10 protein-coding genes and 2 tRNA genes are annotated in these 18,594 nt (G+C 48.8%); 8 read left to right on the top strand and 4 right to left on the bottom strand.

The window, feature by feature from the left end:
- Nucleotides 1-276: 276 nt before the first annotated feature.
- The 4 genes from AB1756_06925 to AB1756_06910 all read right to left on the bottom strand — a co-directional run bounded on the left by AB1756_06925 (nt 277) and on the right by AB1756_06910 (nt 1,888).
- Nucleotides 277-352, bottom strand: a tRNA-Ala gene (locus AB1756_06925).
- A gap of 45 nt (nt 353-397) precedes the next feature.
- Nucleotides 398-472, bottom strand: a tRNA-Val gene (locus tag AB1756_06920).
- Between the two features lie 121 nt (nt 473-593).
- Nucleotides 594-1,637, bottom strand: a complete 1,044-nt coding sequence (locus AB1756_06915; GenBank protein MEW5807060.1) for a hypothetical protein — start codon at nt 1,635-1,637, stop codon at nt 594-596.
- Entirely contained in the window at nt 1,634-1,888 is a 255-nt protein-coding gene (locus AB1756_06910) for a sulfurtransferase TusA family protein (protein MEW5807059.1), read from the bottom strand. Before AB1756_06910 ends, AB1756_06915 begins: the two co-directional genes overlap by 4 nt.
- A gap of 218 nt (nt 1,889-2,106) precedes the next feature.
- Here AB1756_06910 and AB1756_06905 point away from each other — a divergent pair, with 218 nt between their 5' ends.
- From AB1756_06905 to bzdN, 8 genes are all read left to right on the top strand, one after another.
- Nucleotides 2,107-7,542 carry a sigma 54-interacting transcriptional regulator gene (locus tag AB1756_06905; protein MEW5807058.1) on the top strand — a complete coding sequence of 1,812 codons (5,436 nt, stop codon included), beginning with the start codon at nt 2,107-2,109 and terminating at the stop codon, nt 7,540-7,542.
- A gap of 500 nt (nt 7,543-8,042) precedes the next feature.
- On the top strand, nt 8,043-8,495 hold the full coding sequence (locus AB1756_06900; protein MEW5807057.1) for a hypothetical protein: 453 nt from the start codon (nt 8,043-8,045) through the stop codon (nt 8,493-8,495).
- Nucleotides 8,495-12,682, top strand: coding sequence for an ATP-binding protein (locus AB1756_06895; protein ID MEW5807056.1), 4,188 nt, complete (start codon nt 8,495-8,497; stop codon nt 12,680-12,682). The genes AB1756_06900 and AB1756_06895 overlap by 1 nt, the downstream gene beginning before the upstream one ends.
- 68 nt (nt 12,683-12,750) lie before the next feature.
- The gene (locus AB1756_06890) at nt 12,751-14,397 is read left to right on the top strand and encodes a peptide-binding protein (GenBank protein MEW5807055.1); all 1,647 of its coding nucleotides are present in this window, start codon (nt 12,751-12,753) and stop codon (nt 14,395-14,397) included.
- A gap of 1 nt (nt 14,398) precedes the next feature.
- Entirely contained in the window at nt 14,399-15,379 is a 981-nt protein-coding gene (locus AB1756_06885; protein MEW5807054.1) for an ABC transporter permease, read from the top strand.
- Nucleotides 15,380-16,645 (top strand): ABC transporter permease, encoded by a 1,266-nt coding sequence (locus AB1756_06880; protein ID MEW5807053.1) that lies wholly within the window; start codon nt 15,380-15,382, stop codon nt 16,643-16,645.
- Nucleotides 16,646-16,753: 108 nt separating this feature from the next.
- On the top strand, nt 16,754-17,398 hold the full coding sequence (locus AB1756_06875) for a TetR/AcrR family transcriptional regulator (protein MEW5807052.1): 645 nt from the start codon (nt 16,754-16,756) through the stop codon (nt 17,396-17,398).
- 3 nt (nt 17,399-17,401) lie between these two features.
- Nucleotides 17,402-18,523, top strand: coding sequence for a benzoyl-CoA reductase, bzd-type, subunit N (bzdN, locus tag AB1756_06870; protein ID MEW5807051.1), 1,122 nt, complete (start codon nt 17,402-17,404; stop codon nt 18,521-18,523).
- Nucleotides 18,524-18,594: the final 71 nt, after the last annotated feature.

Raw genomic sequence — 18,594 nt, 5'->3', positions numbered from 1 at the left:
GTGGCAGTCCCTCCGACGATTCGCGAGGTGTAATGCAAAAGAGCAAAAGGTAGTGCCAAGGACTTTTTGGCTTTATGTATCTATTTGAAATGACAGAACTTACTTTTTGCGACTGTAGAAGATCAGTAAAAGCCTTCCCAGGGGGATTTTTCCTGAGAATATGGTATTCAGTAAAGATTGAGGTTCTTGATTCCTATTCTGACATGAACCTGGATACTCGTATGTACACCGGTGCTGAAATGAGAAAAATGGATATTTTGTAAGTTCTTGAAAAGTTGGTGGACGGTATGGGGATCGAACCCACGACCTCGGCGTTGCGAACGCCGCGCTCTCCCAGCTGAGCTAACCGCCCACTCGTGATGAAGCGGGAATATCTGAAATAAAGATCAATAATGGATGGTGGGCTGTGCAGGATTTGAACCTGCGACTCCTACCGTGTGAAGGTAGTACTCTCCCGCTGAGTTAACAGCCCACCTTTCCCGAAAATTATAATCTATTATGAGGGCAAATCAAAGACCCTGATGATTCTATTTTGCAGAAGATGACGGAGTTTAGCCACAGAACATCTCATGTGCATGGCAAACTATCAGCACCTATAGTTTTGATTCCGAAAAGTCCTTTATTTCAGCGGCGGTGATTGTAATGACTTCCTCCAGGCCATCTTTCATGCACCGGACGTCAATCGTTTCCTGCCCTCTCGCAGAACTGTATCTTGCCGTCAGGGCGGCAAGCACTCTTCTTTCCCCGGCATCAGCCTCTCCTTCAACAATAGTCAGTGGGCTTCCACAATTGAGAGCCTCGAAGCACAATCTCCCTTTCCTGTACCGTTCCAGAAACCTATTCTCCTGCTCATCCCTTCCAATGATGGCTTTGAGCCTGTAGGATAATCTGAAGTGCCTTCCCACCTTGAGCAGGATCAAGTCATCGCAGGTAACCTTTCCCTTCTCACGATGCGCAATCATATCCCGGAATCTTCGGGCGTAGTTGGGATCAGTTAAGTAGCAGCATCCGCCCGACGGCTGGGGAAAATCCTCTAGGCCAAATCTTTTGCACAGCTCGAACTGTTCTTTTCTGGACCGCCCATTAATTGAGTAAAGCTTGTCTCTTTCTACCCATCCCTCCTTTTCTGGAACGGTCGGCTCCAGCAGTTTTGCCGAGAGGGGTCTAACTATGTACCCTTCAAGTCCGGATTGATTTTCGATTAGCATCAAGGCTGAGCGGTGCTGTGACATAGGTCTCTGACCCAGAACCTCTCCCGTGAAGACGAACTTTGCCCCGATCCTGTCTGCATGCTCTTTCGCTTTCTTCAACATGAAGATGCGGCAATCAATGCAGGGATTGATGTTGGACCCATATCCATGTTTAGGTTGGAGTACGATCTCGAGAAACTCTTTAGAGATGTCAATGATCTCGATCGGGATCTCGACGTCAGATGCCGCCCGTAGAGCTTCGTTCCTGAGCTTTTTGGGATCGCTGTCCTTTTTTCTGCGGACGGCCCTCCGGTGATCCACTATGCAGAAACCAGTGGAGAAATTGACTCCGTAAACATCAACGCCGGCATCCTTCATGACCATTGCCGCAAGTGTGCTATCAAGACCCCCGGAGATCAGCCCCACGGCTCTTATCTTTTCTTTCACTTCGAGACTCCCCTTTTCCTGACATACAGATGAAGCCCATCGGTACGCCTCTCGTAGCCGATGAATTCATTGCCACTCGCTTTGCACCAGTTGGTCATATCTTCGAGTATGACCTCATCATCGGAGATGACTTTCAAGATTTCACCCTCTTTCATTCTGTCAATCCTCTCTTTTGTTTTTATGAGAGGTATCGGACAGAAAAATCCGAACGCATCCAGAATGTCATTTTCAACAATCTTTTTGTTCACCATCTTGAAGATACTTTGCCGCTTTTAGAATGATTCTTCGATTCCATTCGTCTTCTTTAGCTATGCAACATTAATATATCACAGGAACCAATCTGATATAAGAACTTATAAAAAGCCTTTTATTATAATTTATAGATATTAAAGAGGTTGAGCCGCACTGAACCGCTGCTTAACCTTCACGGTATTGCAAAATGCAACATATTGCATTATAAATTAAGTTTGTGAAGGGAAAGATAATCAATAATAAATACGAAATCATCGAACTCCTTGGAAAAGGGGGGATGGGAACGGTCTATAAGACGAGAGACCAGATCACGAATTCCATCATCGCCCTGAAGGTTCTTTCCGCCATTCATTTTTCCAGAGCTGCTCTGTCCCATTTTGAAAAAGAATTCACGACGCTGAGCCAGCTCGTACATCCTAATTTGATAAAGGTATTCGATTTCGGTGTCAGCCGGGACCTGTCCGAAGATGGCACTGCTCTTCCCTTTTTCACAATGGAACTCGTCGATGGTGAAACCATCGACAGATTTTTCAAGAGAGATATCAATTTTGACATTTTTTACAATTGCATCGCCCAGGCAGCAGAAGGGATTTCCTACATCCATAGAAAGGGCTTACTCCATAACGATATCAAGTCGTCAAACATCATGATCACAAGGGGAACAGGGCCACTCCCGCTCGTGAAGATCATGGATTTCGGCCTCATCGAGAGGACGGTTGACGTGAAGAGAGAGGAAGTCGCAGGAACTGTCTCTTACGTGGCTCCTGAAAAATTGAAGGCCGGCAAGGCTGACGAACGTTCCGATATCTATTCTCTCGGCGTCGTTCTTTACGAAGTGGCAGCAGGAAGGCTTCCCTTCGCAGGAGAAAGTCCTGCCTTGATCACCGAGGCTCACCTTAGAGAGAAACCCCTGCCGCCATCAACATTCAATAGAGAGATCCCCTCCGCTTTAGAAGAAATGATTCTTAAATGTCTGGAAAAGGACCCCGCCAGAAGATTTCAGAGCTCAGAAGCTCTCACTCTGGCTCTTCACAGGATAAGCGGATTCAGGATAAAAACATCCAGAGAAGAGATCGGCAAAGGATACATCCTCTCGGGCGGTCTTGTTGGGAGAAGCCATGAACTTGAAAAGCTGAAGACGGCCTTCGAGCATGCCAGAGAGGGAAAGAGCGGCTTCATTCTCATCGACGGTGAAGCCGGCACAGGAAAGACAAGGCTCTTAAAGGAATTCAGGATCCATGCTCAGATCAGCGGAATCCCCTTCTACGCCTCGGAATGTTATGAAAACCTCCTGATACCCTATGGCCCCATTATCGATGTCGTTGAGGGGATCATCAGAGTCAGAGAAGAACAACTGAAAGAGCTCATCAAGGAATCCTGCCCCGAGCTGGTCAGGATCATTCCTTCCCTCTCCGAGAAGGAATATCTCAAGGACGAAAAAGTGGTCATGCGGCCCGCTGCGATGGAGGAATCCTCCCGGCTCGTTTCATCCTTGTCGAAATTCTTCATCGAAACATCCATGATGGCTCCCTATGTCATCATCTTCGAGAATATCAACTGGATCGATGAGGCAAGCGCATCTTTCCTTCTCCATCTCCTGTCAGAGATAGAAGGTGAAAAAGCCAATCTTCTCATCCTGTCAACAAGCAGGACCGACGAGCTGAGAGAGAACAGCTCAGCTTCAAGGCTCCTGAAACGGGTCGAAGAGTTGAAGATCATATCGAGAATACTGCTAAAGGAGCTCGACATCTCAGAAGTCAAGGAACTCCTCGTCTCGATGACAGGAAACATCGAGATCCCTGAAAAATTTTTAAAAAAGGTGATGGATGAGACGAAAGGAAATCCACTCTTCATCGAGGAGTTCATGTCCCTCCTCGTTGACCGCGGGATGATCATGCCAGGCGAAAAGATTTTCCCTTCTGAAGAGGAGATCAAAACACTTGCAATACCGGATAAGATCTTCGACCTTCTCCAAAGGAAAATCTCCCGGATCGACGAAAGCGATCTCATGCTGCTCCGGGCTGCTTCCATAACAGGAGGCAAGGCCATCGATCCAGAGACTTTGACTTCCATTACCGGAAAGAAATGGGATTATGTCATCGAACATCTTAATCGTCTCTCCGGAGTCGGAATCCTCGAAAAGATAAAGGTGGACGGTTCTGAGGAGATATTCCGTTTCAAGAACATGAGCCTGAGGAGGATCATCTACCGGGAGATCGATAAGGATGCGCGAGTCCGATTTCACCATGACTACGCCACTTATCTCGACAGGAGATATCACAACAGGTCGTTCCTCTTTGGAGAGCTTGCCCACCACTTCAAGAATGGAGGACTCCTCGGAAAGGCTGCCGATTGCTACTCAAAGGCAGGGGACCATGCTGCGGAAGTTGCAGCTAACATGGATGCAATCTCCTTCTATTCATCAGCCATAGATATTATGTTGAGCACGGGATTCTCCAATGCCGGCCAGCTTCTCTGCCAGCTATTCGAAAAGCGAGGGAAAGTCCGCGAACTTACCGGAGATCTCCAGAAGGCCGAAGAAGACTACCGCTGGATGATGGCCAGGGCGGAAAGTGACAAAAACAAGAAGCAGACAGGAAAGGCATATGTAAACATTGGAGGTATCTCTTTCAATCAATCCCGTTTCACCGAAGCTTTAGAAAATTACCGGAAAGCTTCCGAGATTCTGGAGGGAATTGCCCTTCAAGATGACCTTGCCTTTTCCTTGAACAGAATCGGCATGGTCCAGATGAAGCTTGGGAATTTCCAGGAGAGCCATAAAGACTTCGAGCGCTCGCTGGCAATGGCCCGAAAGCTTAAAAATCCTGGACTCGAGATCCAGAACTTGAGTGGTCTCGCTCATCTCTCGCGGGAGACCGGAGAGTACAGGGATTCAATCCGCTACTTTGAAGAGGCGGAGCGGATCGCCAGAGAGAGCGGAGATGAGAAAAACGCTGTGGCTCCAGTCGAGGGGATCGCCATGAGCCTGGAAATTCAGGGGAAGATCGAAGCAGCAATTCAGAAGTACCATGAAGCTCTCGATATCGCCTCACGCTCTGGAAATATCCTCGCTGAGGCCAACATCAAGACAAACCTGGGTTCGTTGTATTCCAGAATTGGGAACAATGAGAAGAGCTTTCCCCTCTTCGAAGATGCCATAAGAGTATACAGCAGACTCCGGGCGATGGAAGGGATCATCTCCAATCTTCATAACCTTTCCACTCTTTACCTCCACCAGGGACAATACCAGAAGGCCCTCGACAGCGCATCCGAATCGCTCAAGATAGCGCTCAAGGTCGGGAAGAAGGATTTGATTGCAATAAGCTACAACCTGATAGGCGGAATCCACCTGAAGCTCGGTGATATCGAAAATGCCCGAGTCAATCTCGAGGAAGCAAAGAACATCATGAGAAACATAAAGAGCATCAAGTGGCTATCCTCGTTCCTCATCGATCTGGGAGAACTTAATCTTTTCCGGGAGGATTTTGAACGAGCGAAGAGAAACCTCCAGGAAGCTTGCTTCATAGCAAGAAAAATTGGCAACAAAATGATCGAATCGACCGGGTTTTTGAGACTGGCAGAGGCTTGCCTCGGGGAAAAAGATTTCGGCAAGAGCATCAAGGCCGTCAACAAGGCCTTCGAGCTGGCAGAGGAATCGATGCTAAAGAAGGAACTTTCAGATGCGCAGCTTCTGATGGCAAGGGTCGAGATCGAGAAACCAGGCGGCGATATCCTCAAGGCGGAGAACCTTGCATCCAGCGCTCTAGAAGCATATCGGGAGCTGAAGGAAACGGAGCGATTGTGGCAGGCAAACTACATCCTGGGGAGGATCTTCATGAGGCGTGGGCGTCATGCCGAAGCGATTGAGCTATTCAGAAGAACGCACCGCTTCCTTGAGGGAATCAGGAGCATGCTTCCCGATAAATGGAGAAGGACATTCCTCAACGATCCCAGGAGGCGCGAGTTCTATTACGAATGGGAAAAGTTAAAGGGAAAAGAAAAGGAGGAGGCTGCCGTCAAGCTCGAGAGGGAAGGGATCGGCCATGCCGCCGAGTTCTCCATCATCAAAAGAAAAGCCGACAACTTGAGCCGGTTGATGGAAATCAACAAAAAAATTAACTCCACGCTTGACCTGAACGAGCTCCTGGAAACCATCATTCAGACCGCCATTGATCTGACCGCAGCCGAGCGTGGATTTCTTATTCTGGTCGAGGATGGGAAAATGAAATTCGAAGTGGCGAGATCGGTCGATGGCACCACCCTCAAAAAACCGGAGTACGACATAAGCAAATCGATTGCAGAAAAGGTCATGGAGGAGGGAACTCCTCTGATATCCATAGACGCCCAGGAAGACGACCGCTTCATTCAGTACGTCTCGGTGCATGCCCTGAAGCTCCGATCCGTCATTGCCATGCCCCTGAGATCGAAGGGGAAGATCATCGGTTCCATCTATCTTGACAGCCGTCTGGGAAAAGGAGTCTTCACGCATGATCATCTGGAACTGCTCTCACTATTCTCAGATCAAGCCGGGATTGCCCTGGAGAATGCCAGGCTTTACGACGAGCTGGAACTGAAGAAGAAAGATATCGAAGTCCTCAACAGAGAACTGGAGAAAACAGTCCACGCGCAGAGATCCGAGATCGAGGATATCAAGGTGGAGCTTCAGGAGAAGCAATCAACTCTTGAGATCAGGTACCGGTATGGAAATATCGTGGGGATGAGCCCAAAGATGAAGGCGATCTATGAGATCATAGACAGGGTTGCGGATAGCAAGATTCCTGTTCTCATCTACGGAGAGAGCGGGACGGGAAAAGAGCTGATTGCTCGCGCCATCCATTACAACAGCATCAGGAAGAAGAACCGGTTTTTCACCGTCAACTGCGCCGCTCTTACCGAAACATTGCTCGAAAGTGAGCTCTTCGGCTACAGGAAAGGAGCCTTCACTGGCGCCGATAAAGACAAAAAGGGGTTTTTCGAGATTGCAAGTGGAGGAACTATTCTCCTCGATGAAGTCGGAGATATGAGTCTATCTATGCAGAGCAAGCTCCTGCGCGTTCTGCAGGATGGAGAGATTCTTCCAGTTGGAGGGAAAGATATCATCAAAGTGGATGTAAGGATAATTTCAGCCACTAACAAGAACCTCAAGGGGCTAATCGAGAGAGGGGCTTTCAGGGAGGACCTTTACTTCAGGCTTAACGTCGCTAACATTCAGCTCCCACCCCTTCGAGAGCGGAAGGAGGATATCTCTCTTCTCATCGAGCACTTCCTGAGCAAGTTCTCTGAAGAGGAAAAGAAGCCCAGGAAATCCATAGATGGAGCGGCCATAAAACTCCTCGCAGCTTATGACTGGCCAGGGAATATCAGAGAGCTGGAACACGAGATAACAAAGATTGCGACGTTCTGCAAGGGCGAAGTCATAACGGAAAAGGATGTCAGAAAGTACAGCACTTTCTACAAAGAAGAAGAAATGGTGGCACGGATCGAAAGATCAAAAAAGATCGCAGACATGGATACTCTCGAAGATATGGAGAAGAAGCATATTCTGGAAGTCCTTGATGCAACAGAGAACAATAAGTCAAAGACTGCAGAGATTCTTGGAATAGACCGTGCCACTTTGTTTAGAAAGCTAAAGAAGTACGGCATCAACCAATGAAAGATTGCAAGTTGCAACAAAGGCAAATAACACATTGAAAATCAAGCACTTATTACATTTTTTTCATCGCTCTGGGGTATTCTGCAACAATATTATTCAGGCGAAAAAGCCGCATTTTGCATCTCATTTAATATAATTTCTTTATTTTCTGTCACTTAGAACTATCTAAAAACATGGCATTACAATTGCTCTTTTTTTATCCGAAGGCAAAAGGTATCTCGATGAGGGGTTCTGAGGGCTAAGGCCTTTGGAAACCTTCCAAAAAGCGTGACCCCCCTCCCAACAGGGATGGACCTCGGAACCCCAAACCGAGAGCTCGAAAGCGAAAAAACTTTTGGCTTCTTATTACTACCAGCCCCCCCAGAAAAGCCCGGCACCCACCGGGCTTTGCTCCTTTTTAGCCCTTTGTTGACACCTGATATCTACTATATTAATATCTGAACGAAGCATTCATGGTGCGTGCCGCAATGACCCTCAGCAATCTGAAAAATAAAAAGGAGATGTCCTTCGTAAGGCTGATTTTTATTCTTCTTGGCTCCTTCGCCCTTTTAGTCTGCTCTTATAGCAGCCTGAAGGCACAGGGAATCAAGGAAACTTCAGAGGTCGAGGAGAGGATCAGGCAGTTTTTCATGAACGAAGATACCGATAAGCTCCAGGGTCTTCTCACGGAAGAGTCCAGGATCTTTCTTTCCCTGGAAAGCGTGAAGAGCGTCAAGGGATTCTTCAGCCCCGGTCAGACGCTTCTGATCTTCAGAGAATTCTTTGCCGCTAACGAGCCTCTGAACCTGAAACTGGAATCACGTGCCGACGATGATCCTTCTTCCCTTTTCTTCATTCAGGTTTTGCTCACTTTCAAGGACAGGAACTCAAAGATTGGCACCATCAATCTTCATTTCACCTTCATGAGAGAAAACGGCTTCTGGAAGCTTAAAGAGGCCAAGGAAGCAGGATAATGAGCCATTCCCATCGCTACCTTCTCATCAGCCTCATCATCGCATTTCTGATCATTCCCCTTTTCATCCATCTCTGTTTCTGGCAGAGCAAGAACATCCCTTCTCCACAACAGATCGCTATGGATGAAGAGACTCTCGCATCGTTGAACTCCATAGCGGACGCCATAGATGAGTGGTTCCAGGATATCATGGCTTTTCTCATGAGCCCTGTCCGCCAGGTTGAAGCCAAGCTCTCCGCTTCAGGAGTCTCATGGGAGAAAGAGCAACTCTTCGAGCTCCTTGAAGAGGTATCGAGGAACTTTAAGTATCGCGATCGACGCGGTTCGCTAAGCCTTTTTGACGAGACTGGCAAAGCCATTGCTTGGAGTAGCGACAGCAGTCTGATCACAGCCGAAACCCCGAAAGGTCGGAAATTTCTCTTTTCTGTCAGGAAAATTGGCGATGAGACTCTCCTGTGCGTCGCCAGGAAAATCGAGAACCCTTCCTTCACAATCATCTCAGAATTTCCCGTTTCATCAAAGTTCCACAGCTACACTGTTTCCGATCTTCTCCCCGCCAGATTAACGACCAGAGCAAACGTTCATATCGAACTGCAGGAGAGGAAGTACGAAGCAGAAGAGATCACTCATCTTTTTGCAAGACTGGGGAAGAAATTCCTGAGTAGAGAGGAAAAGGGGGTCGTATACCTCGCCCTCAGACATGGAGATGGGGATATACTTGGAGTAGCGAAGATCTCAAGAGTGACCATTTCACATCTTCTCGGAAAGTTGAGTCCGGTCGAGATCACTGCTCTTCTTTCCTACTTTGTTTTCTGTTTGTTTTTTGTTTTTCTTGCCGTTTACCTTGCGACCATCAGACGCATCTCGCGGGAAGAAAGAGACTTCGGCAGCCTCCGGAGTCTATGGCTCTTCTTCTTTCTCTCTTCTCTGTCCATCTGGTCCTTCCGTTTCATACTCCTGAAGGGCGAACTTCTAAGGAACTTCTTCACCGATATCCATTCAGGACCTATCTACTTCGGAGCCTCTCAATTTCTCGGCCTATTCCAATCCCCTCTCGATCTTCTGATGACATCCTTGGTCATTCTCATCCAGGTTTCGCTTCTGCTTCTCTTTTGCAGGACATCGAGAGTTATTCCTGTCCGACACACCTCTTTCTTCATTATGTCTATCATGGCAATCTTCTTAGCGTCGGTTCTTATCTCCTTCTGCTTTTCCCTGCCCGGCCTCGTCGTCAGGAACTCGCGGATCAACATCCTGCTTTTCGAATACAAGAACCACGGCTCCATCCGTTTCATCCTCCAGGCATCTATCTTCCTTTTCCTGTATGCGACTGCTCTAACTACTCTGGAGACATTAAGGACTCTCGCATCTCTCTTTAAACCTGGCATGATCTTTCTTTCAAGAATCATATATTTCAGGTACTTTGTTCTTGTTACATTTTTGCTTTCACTCATCTTCTTCTTTGCTCTGGACAGGAATTATTCCCGGTTGAAGGACGATACTATCCTGAAAGAATTCCGTTTTGAGATCGTCCAGCAGGAGACAAAAAATCACGAGCTCCTTACTGAATCTCTGAAGAAGATCAACTCTTCGAGTTCCATCTTGCCAGATCTCTTTGTTACAAAGGAGCGGGATGATACCATCGCCTATCGCCTCTGGAGCGATACGGAACTCTCCACCCTTGGAACAAGCTCTTCTCTCGAGATCTATAACAGGGACTCACAATTGATCTCCCGGTTTACAAAGGACTTACCCGGATTCAATGAAAAGATCTCGCGCGACGAGAAAGACCCCCTGGAAGTCGATATCTTCGGAGAAGAATTCTCCATAGGAAGCGCCCGGGGAAAGGTCCTGCATGGAGAGAGGGCCATTGCAGCCGGAGGCATGATCGCCGGTGTTGCCGTCATGCACATCCTTAACCAGCCAGAGAACATCCCCTTCCTCTCATTTGGCAAATCCTTCTCCGAGTTTTACGGAAGCAGGGAACCGGCTCTACTCTATGCCGAACTCCTGGGGACGGAACCTCCTTTCATCGTTTACAATCGGGATGGAAGGGTTCTTTTTTCAAGCGTGACTTCTCCCCCGCCCCTTCCAGCGGAGATCAAGATTGGTTCTAAGAAAGTCCCATGGGAATGGGCCGCCTTCAAAACAGAAGGGTTCCCCTATCAGTTTTTTATCCTGAATTATGGCGATAAATTCTTTGTCACAGGCTATCCGACAAAGACGTTCTTCAACACGCTCGGGCTGATAGTGAAATCCTTTCTCCTGTCGCTGGTCATCGGGTGTTTGATCCTTATCTCAGGAAAGCTCATTATAAATCCAGCAGCATTTTCCCTTCTGCTGCTCAAGGATTCCGTAAACGCGATCAGACAGAGTTATTACAGGAAACTCCTGGCCGCTATCATCATCGCTTCCCTCCTTCCACTTCTGTTGCTCGCTTTCATCATCAGAGGATACATCCAGACAAAAGCACAGGAAGATATCATCGATACCGGACTCAATGCACTGGCAGCATCCAGGCGCGTCGTCCAGGATTATCTCTCCATGGAGCTCGATGAGGCGGGACTGACCGAGCCTGCTGCCATCAGCGATGAAGTCCTGCTCTGGCTCAGCAAGATCGTTCATCAGGACATCAATCTTTACTCTGAAGGAACTCTGATCGCCACCAACAGGAGAGATCTTTTTCTTTCTGGTTTGCTGCCCCGGCGTCTGGGCAGCGAAGCTTACCGGAGCATCATCCTGGAAGAGGAGCCATTCTACGTAAAGAAGGAATCCACAGGCTCAGGCGCCTTTTATACACTTTACTCGGCGCTGGACATCTCGGGCTTCAAGGAGGGAGTCATCTCCATTCCTCTGAACATCAGTCAGAGCGCCATTCTGAAGGAAGCCAAGAATGTTGAAGATGCCATCCTTATCATCACGGCTTTCATTCTTCTCCTCCTTTCAGGAATCGGTTATTTTCTGGCTTCCTCTATCTCCCGCCCCATCGTGGGACTCGTCAGAGCAACGACACGCCTGGCCTCGGGTGACTATGAGATCAGGATGAAACCGACGACTTCCGATGAAACCGGGCTTCTAGTCAAATCCTTCAACGAGATGGCAGAATCCCTGAGGAACCAGAGAGAGGATCTCAAGAAGCGGAAGAACTATATCGAAAAGATTCTCAACAATATAACGGCCGGTGTCATCTCCACGGACGATAAGGGGAATATCGTTACGGTCAACCCGGCCGCCTCATCCCTTCTCACTCAGGAAAGACCCCTTCAGGAAGGGGACAGCCTGCTGGATGTCTTCTCGAGCGCAAAAAGCTTCAAGGGGTTGAAGGACCTTATGGAACAGGCTCTCTACTCGAGCGTGGATAGAGTCGAATCGGAAGTGGAACTCTCTCCTTCAAGCAAGCCGACACAGTTCCGGGTCATCATACTTCCATTCCTCGGAGAAGGATCAGCAGAGGCAGGAAAGATCCTTCTTCTCGAAGACATCACCGAAGTGATCAAGTCGAATCGACTCTCCGCCTGGGCTGAGATGGCCAAGAATATCGCTCATGAGATAAAGAACCCTTTGACACCGATACAGCTTACCGCCGAGCATCTCAACAGGATATACAAGGATAAGAACAGCGGAATGGAGCAGGTCTTCGAAGAGTGCATAAAGACAATCATAAAGCAGGTCCGGGAGCTCCGCAGAATCTCCGAAGACTTCTCCTCTTACGCCAAATTACCGGAGCTGAAGAAAGAGATGACGGATGCGGTCACGCTCCTTAAAGAGGTCCTGGCTCCTTATAGGTCTTCCCTTCCCGAGAGGATCGTTCTCGGGGAGCATTATGAAGATGTGCCGTCCATCAGCATGGATAGAAGAGTCATGAAAGGAGCGCTCACGAACATAATCGAGAATTCTATCCAGGCAATCCCCGGCAAGGGTGAAATCCTTGTTTCTGTAAGTCGATCCTCTGATTACAGTTCCATCCTTATAGTCGTCGAGGACACCGGAGAAGGAATTCCGAAGGAAAATTTAGACAGGCTCTTCGACCCTTACTTCTCGACAAAAGAGCATGGAACCGGGATTGGCCTGGCCATTGCCAAAAAGGTCGTTGAGGAACATGGAGGAAAGATCCAGGTCGAGAGCGAGCTCCACAGGGGGACAAAGATGGCCATAATGCTCCCATTGCCTAATGCTAAGATAGCTTGAAACGAATTGACCTTGCTTTCCTTTTCATTTATATTTAGCGGGACATTACATGGAATGCAGGTACAGCAATGAAAAGATCTCATTACTTATCTATTGCAATCCTTCTTATAATTACATTGCTCTCCCTTCCATCCTGCCGGAAAAATGATGAGAGCGGGAAGAAAAGCAAGACCCCGATGGCTTCACAACGGGGCGGAACTATCGTCTGCGGCACCATCTCTGATATGGATTCATTCAACGATTGCACGGCTAATGGAATCTTCACCGTCCAGGTTCTTCGGAGGCTCTACCTGAGATTGATGGAAGAGGGTCCTGATTTTGAGAAGCAGCCGCCTACATTCCATCCACTGCTTGCCCAATCCTGGGAATTTTCAGACGACAGGAAGGAGGTTACGTTCCATCTGAGGAAGGATGTCCTCTGGAGCGATGGAATTCCAGTGACGGCGCATGATGTCCGCTTCACATGGCAGGCTCAGACGAGCCCGGAAGTGGCATGGTCTGCGAGAAGCTCCAAGGAGTTCATCACCGATGTTCAGGCTGTGGGCAATCACACCGTGCGCTTTAAATTTTCCAGAGCTTATGCATATCAGCTTATTGACATAAATGAAGGGGTGATCCTTCCAAAACATGCCTTTGAGAAGGTCCCGTTCTCGGAATGGAGAAAGCATAATTTTTTAAAGGAGCATGTCACAAATGGCCCGTTCAAGATAAAAAGATATGAACCCCAGCAATCAGTCGAGCTGGAAAGGAACGAAGATTACTTCGACAGGGGGAAGCCTTACCTTGATCGCATCGTGTTTCGCATCGTCCCAGACCAGGCGGCTCTTCTCATGCAGTTCCTGTCAGAAAACATAGATGTCATGGAGGCTATTCCGCCCAAGGATGCCAAAAAGGTGGAAGAGAAGAGCGATCTTGTCCTCGACGTAAAGTCGATGCCTAACTACACCTACATAGGCTGGAATGCCGAAAATCCCCTCTTCAAGAATCCCCGTGTTCGGAGAGCCCTCACGATGGCGATCGACCGGCAAGAGATCGTTGACAGCTTCCTGTACGGCTTCGGAGAAGTCTCGAAGAGTCCAATTATCTCGACATTCTGGGCGCACAATAAAAACATCGAACCCTGGCCCTTCGATCCCGCCGCCGCTAAGCGGATTCTTGAAGAAGAGGGATGGAAAGATTCTGATGGAGACGGCTGGATTGACAGGAACGGGACAAGATTCGAATTTGAGCTCACTACTAATGCGGGAAACAAGTTAAGGGAGGACGTCCTGGTCAAAGTCCAGTACTACCTGCAGCGGATTGGGATCAAGATTAATCCACGCCTTCTTGAAATGCCTGTCTTCATTGATAGGAATCTGAATCATCAGTTTGACGCATACATCGGTAACTGGCGGGTAGGAACGAAAGTAGACCTGAAACAGATATTTCATTCATCCGCCATTCCCAAAAGGGGCTACAACGTTGTCTCGTACTCGAATTCTGAGGTTGATGATCTCATTGATCGGACACGCACAATGGAAGATATTATGGAACAGAAACCGCTCTGGGATAGAATCCAGGAGATCATCCATGAAGACCAGCCATACACATTCCTCTTCGAATCGAAAAGGGTCAACGGATTTAACAGGAGGATCCAGGGGGTTAACATGGGGATCAACGATACCTATCTGAACCTCCATGAATGGTGGATAGCGGAACCTAAAAGAAAAGAGTGAGATGCTTTTCTATCTTATCAAAAGGATCGTCTCTTCAATCATTATCATTCTGGGAATACTGACCGTTACGTTCTTCATCATCCATCTGGTGCCGGGAGATGCCATCTCACTCTACGAAAATCCTTCCATGGACCAGGCAACGAGGGAGCTTGTCTGCCATGCTTATGGCCTCGATCAAGCGATTCTGGTCCAGTATCTGAAGTGGCTTCATACACTTCTTATAAAGGGAGATCTGGGATACTCCCTTGCCCAGAACATGACTGTCTCAGAGATCCTGAGAAACGCCATTCCGAATACCGTCATCCTTATGGGAGCCGCGCTTCTGCTGAACTTTATGCTCGGAATTCTTTCCGGAATCCTCTCGGCATCAAAGCAAAATTCGAAGTTCGACCACTTCCTGTCTCTCTCTGGACTTGCCTTGTACTCGCTGCCTGTATTCTGGGTCTCCCTCATGTTCCTTCTCCTTTTCTCCTTTCTCATTCCGATCTTTCCCCCTTCCCACATGCACTCCGTTTATGCCGAATCGATGGGAAGATTCGGAAGGTTTCTAGATCTACTAAAGCACCTTGCCCTTCCCTCTCTATGTCTCGGGATAACCTCTGGCGCAACTACGGCGCGCTTCACGAGGGCAGGGCTCATCGAAATCATGGGTGAAGATTTCATAAGAACGGCGCGAGCCAAGGGGGCAAGCGAGCGGACCATCGTCATGAAGCACTCCTTCAAAAACGCCCTCCTTCCGGTCATCACACTTTTCGGTCTCTATTTCCCCTTTCTGATAGGTGGGTCTCTCATCGTGGAGGTTATCTTCTCGTGGCCTGGAATGGGACGTGTTACGTACAACGCGATACTCGCCAGGGATTATCCGGTGGTCATAGGATCAACACTCGTAGCTTCCATCATGGTGATCCTCGGCAACATCTTTGCAGATTTTCTATATGCCATTGTCGATCCGAGGATACGCCTCGGGCGAGAAAAGAGCTGAATGAATAACGTAGAGCCAAAAGTTAGTGAGGAAGGGAATAAATTAAAATTGATATCCGCAAGCAAGACCAGGCTATCGACCGGATTCCCTCTTCTGATCGCCTGCCTGGTTCTTATTCTCATGCGGTGGAAGAGCTTCCTCTCCGGATGGAAGTTTGGATCCCTCGATCAATTCGCGGCCTCTTTCTACCTCACGCTTCTCCTCTTCTATTTAATGCTCCTCTTGCTGGGTCGGGCAAATATCCCGGGAGCAGGGAGAATCGGACAGGAAAAAACCGCAAAGATTCTCCAGGCGATCAAGGGAAACAGACTCTCGACGCTGTCTCTCATATTCCTATTCGTTGTTTTCTCGACTGCCATTCTGGCTCCTATCCTTTCGCCCCATGACCCCAATGCCCAGCCAGACACCCTTACACTCCGCTATCTCCCTCCACTATCGCATGTTTGGATCATATCCACGACTGGAAATACCGAGATCTATTCGAATGAGATCAGGGAAAGGGAAGATAAAATAGAATTCCGGCGCGGTGATAGGTGGGAGACCATTTTGAAGAGAGACATCGCCTGCCACAAGGAGCGCTGGGCTCGGGAGAGGTATTTCTTTCTGGGAACTGATAAATTCGGCCGGGACATCCTGAGCCGGATCATCTATGGATCCAGGATTTCACTCGCCGTAGGTCTGCTTGCCGTCATCATTGCTGCCACATTCGGCTCTCTCATCGGATCGCTATCCGGTTTCTTCGGATCCGCTGTTGACAGCATCCTTATGCGCACCGTAGATATAATGCTGGCCTTTCCCAGGATATTTCTGATCCTCATGGTAGTCGCTCTCTTCAAGCCTTCCCTTGTTCTCACGATCGCAGTCCTTGCTGCAACAGGATGGATGGGAGTCTCGCGCCTGGTCCGCGGCCAGACCCTCTTCCTGAGAGAAACCGATTTTGTCAAAGCGGCCCAAGCGATGGGTCAGAGGAGCGGCAGGATCATCCTGAGGCATCTAATCCCCAACGCATCTGCGGTGATCATCGTGGATTCCACGCTTCGAATTGGAAACACCATTCTCGTCGAAGCATCGCTCAGCTTTCTCGGCCTCGGTGTCCCTCCTCCTACCCCTTCCTGGGGAAGCATAATCAGCGATGGACGCGATGCCCTTCTTGATGCCTGGTGGATCTCCACCTTTCCCGGCATCGCCATTCTACTGACTGTCGTATCCTTCAATCTCCTGGGGGATTCGATCAGAGAAGGTTTCTCATCGAGGAAAACACAGTAACTCAGCAACTAACTTCTTAATTTTGATGTTGACAGTGGTCTCCCCTAATACTAAACTATTATTCAGTTTTTGAACAATTGTTTAAAAATTGAATTGGAGGTCAATGACGTGGAGAACCGTCAGCAGAAGAAGATCAGCAGAAAACGTGAAGAGATCCTCCGCAGCGCCGCCTCTGCCTTCAAACGGAAGGGATACCACGGGACATCCATGGGCGATATAAGCGATGCCCTTCTCATGACCAAGGGGAGCCTTTATTACTACTTCAAGAACAAGGAGCAGATACTTTTCGCGTGCCATGACTTCTCCCTCAATAAGGTTCTGGAGAACCTCAAGAGCATAGAAGAGAGCAGAACCCCTCCGCCCGAGAAACTGAGGGATCTCATCGCCACTCACATCACCGTCATGATTGATGAGCTCCAGGCATCGGCCATGGCCCTGGAGTTCGACGCCCTTTCCCCTCCCCTTCTGAATAAGGTAATCGAAAAGCGGGACCAGTATGAGAAGGGTTTCAGGAACGTCATCGAGGAGGGGATCAAGAAAGGGTTCTTCATCGAATGCGATTCCAAACTGATCACGTTTGCCATCATGGGAGCCATCAACTGGATCACGAAATGGTTTCACTCCGGCCGAGGATACAGTGCCGGCGAGGTCGGAGATGCCTTTGCCGAATATTTCGTCAGAGGACTGTCGGCGAAACCTCGGAGGACAATGTTCACGATGCAGGAAAGCGATAACAATTTTTCTGGAGGATAAGAGATGATAGAGATGTTTCAGGAATGGTATGAGAATCGCCACCAGTACGCAAAAGAATGGAAGAGAAAGAACGGTAGAAAGGTGATCGGCTACTTCTGCACCTATGTCCCGGAAGAGATCCTCCACGCCGCTGGAATCCTTCCCGTCAGGATTCTCGGCAGCCATGAACCTCAGGACATGACGGAACCGCACATCTTCGGTATGTTCTGCCCCTTCTGCCGCGATTGCCTTGCTCAGGGGCTCAAGGGAAGATTCGATTACCTGGATGGCATCACAATCGCCCAATCCTGCCTCCATATCCGCCAGACCTTCACGAGCTGGGATCTCCACATCCCGGTGGAGTACTCGTACTATCTTCCCATGCCTAACAGGGTTCAGAGCCAGAGGGCACTCCCCTACCTCACCGGAGAACTCGAGGCCTTCAAGAAATCTGTCGAAGGCTGGATCGGCAAGAAGATCTCCGACGCCGACCTCGACCGGGCCATAGACATCTATAACACAAACAGAAGGCTGATGAAAGAAGTCTACGATCTCAGAAAGGACGATAACCCGCCTCTCTCCGGAGTCGAGGCGATGTACATGGTCGTCTCTTCCCAGATGGTTGACAAGGAGGAGCACAACATGATCCTGCAGGAGACGCTAAAGGAACTGAAGGGAAGGAAGAGAAATGGCGGTGGCGAGAGACTGATCATTGTGGGAAGCGAAGATGACGACACAGAGTTCCTGAAGATGGTCGAATCACTCGGCGCCATATTCGTCGTTGACGACCACTGCACGGGGACAAGGTACTTCTGGAACGAGGTAATGCCTGGTAACAACAGGCTTGAAGCTATCGCTAAGAGATACATCGAAAGACCACCCTGCCCATCAAAGGACTGGGAGGTGCGAACCAGAATCCCCCACATCATCAATCTCGCAAAAGAATATAGAGTCAAGGGAGCAATCATCATCCAGCAGAAGTTCTGCGACCCTCACGAACTGGACATCCCGGCAATCGAGAAGGAGTTCAAGAAAGTTGGGATCCCCACGCTCTTCCTTGAGTTCGACGTCACGGTGCCCGTAGGCCAGTTCAAGGTGAGAGTGGAAGCATTCCTTGAGATGCTCAGGCAGGAGGATCTCTTTTGATAAGCGGAATGATTAGAATCGCTGACCGAGATGTGAATTCCAAGGGACGCTAAATAAGAGAGGAGAAGAAT

The organism is Acidobacteriota bacterium (assembly GCA_040752675.1).
Lineage (GTDB): Bacteria > Acidobacteriota > Polarisedimenticolia > JBFMGF01 > JBFMGF01 > JBFMGF01.
Note: the sequence above shows the minus strand (reverse complement) of the source record. Positions and strands in the feature narration are given on the sequence as shown.